General features: G+C 62.3%; 2 protein-coding genes. Both read left to right on the plus strand.

The genetic code is table 11. The features are described from left to right. Positions 1–364, plus strand: a 364-nt coding sequence (locus C0Z16_RS36870) for a site-specific integrase (protein ID WP_146014422.1), incomplete at its 5' end; no start/stop codon positions are given. A gap of 499 nt (positions 365–863) precedes the next feature. Then, on the plus strand, positions 864–1,973 hold a 1,110-nt coding region (locus tag C0Z16_RS36875), incomplete at its 3' end, for a filamentous hemagglutinin N-terminal domain-containing protein (RefSeq protein WP_244201525.1).

Below are 1,973 nucleotides of genomic sequence, written 5' to 3' on the forward strand. Positions count from 1 at the left end.
GCAGCGTCAACTTCCGGTCACACCGGCGCGCTGGGATCCGAAAACGCCGCTCGTCGCGAACCTCGAACAGGACAGCACCACGGGCATTACCGGAACCCGGTTATGGAACGTGATGCGACGCTTCTTCAATCAGGCTGCCGACGTCATCGGCGCCGACCATCCGACGGCTGCGGAAAAGCTGCACCGCGCCAGCCCGCACTGGACGCGCCATACGCACGCCTCCCATGCACTTGCCCGCGGGGCGGAACTGACGACCGTGCGGGATAACCTGCGTCACGCCTCGATCGCGACGACCTCCATTTACCTGCAGAGCGATGAGGTCAAACGCACCCGCCAGATGAATCAGGCTTTCGCCGCACGATAGCTCCAGAGCGCCCGTCGGGCGGAAACTCCGACCCTTGGCGTGCGGTACTTTCCGGAATTCTGAAGCGCCCCTGCCTACACCGCATATCGTCTAGCGCCAGCGGCGACTGCATTGACATGCGATATCCGAACGACGCAGTTGCCACGCCGCAGATCCGGTAAAGGTGTAGATCTACATCCGAGGGTTTTTTGTGAAATTTCGTCAAATTAAATATTGCTGACATTCAGTGACTTTCAGGCGCCGCATTTTTATGTATAGTCGGCCGACTTCTGGTAATCGGCCCATATCAAGGCAGCACGTCCAAAGCCTGACTTGCCTGACAACGCCCGACCGCGCTGTTCGATATAGTCGCCTGAAGCAGCCCCGAATAACACGAATAACCTGGTAGATCATGCGCGGACCGGCTCACGAAATTTTCACCCGCTTAGGACAACGTAATTCCATGCGGGAAGCAGCCCGGTTTGCGAGCGGTGCCTTGAGTGCAGGACCGGAGAGGGACATGCGCCGCCCGCTGTGGATGCGGGCGACTGCCTCCGTCATGTCGGCGGTGATGTACCTGTTGCCACTGCTAAGCTTGATGAACGAGCCGGCGCAGGCCGCGCCGATCGTCGATCCGCGAGCACCGATTGCCTTCCAGCCAGGCGTCACGCAGACGAGTACGGGCATCCCCGCAGTGAACATTGCGGCGCCGAACTCAAACGGCATCAGCGTCAACAGCTACCAGTCGTTCAGTGTCGACGCTGGCGGACTGGTACTGAACAACAGTCTCATACCGGGAACACCGCTGCTGGGCGGGACGCTCGCGGCCAATCCGAATCTTGCCGGTCGGAGCGCCACGACGATCGTCAATCAGGTGACATCGACCGGGCCGGCCTCCACACTGCTCGGCCCGCTAGAGATTTTCGGGTCCCCGGCGACCGTCATCGTAAGCAATCCGAATGGACTGTCCGTCAATGGTCTTTCGCTGACCAATGCCCCGGGTCTGGTGCTGACCACGGGAACGCCGCAGTTTCTCACCGCTGTGGGCGGGGCGTCAACGGGCTTTGCCAGCGCAGGGGCCGTCGCTTATAACGTGTCTTCCGGGAATGTGACGATCAACGGCCCGGCCGGTGTCAATGGTCCCGGCGCCGGAATCGAAGGCACCGTCGGCAACATCGACGTGATCGCGCAAACGATCAATCTCAATGCGCCGCTGCGCGCCGACCAGAAAGTCAATCTGATCGCGGGCAATCAGCTCGTGAGTCCGACGGCATCCGGTGCGTCAGGCGCCACGTATGCGTCTGCGTCCAACGGCGCGGCCAACACCGCGGCCGCGATCGGCAACGGCGGTATCGCGATCGACGCGAACCAGTACGGATCGGTCACGAGCGGACAGGTCTATATCGTCTCGACGGCCGCCGGCATGGGCGTCAACACGCTCGGTCAGATTGCGGCGACCGCCGGCAACGCGGTCGTCACCTCGGATGGCGACATCACGACCGGCTCAACCTACGCGCAGCAGGGCGCGACGCTCACGAGCGCGGGCACCGTGACGATGACCGGCAACGGTCTCGCGAACCAGTACACGGTGAACGCCGCAGGCGATATCTCCGCCGCCGGCGCCACCGTC

This window comes from Paraburkholderia rhynchosiae (assembly GCF_002879865.1).
Classification (GTDB): domain Bacteria; phylum Pseudomonadota; class Gammaproteobacteria; order Burkholderiales; family Burkholderiaceae; genus Paraburkholderia; species Paraburkholderia rhynchosiae.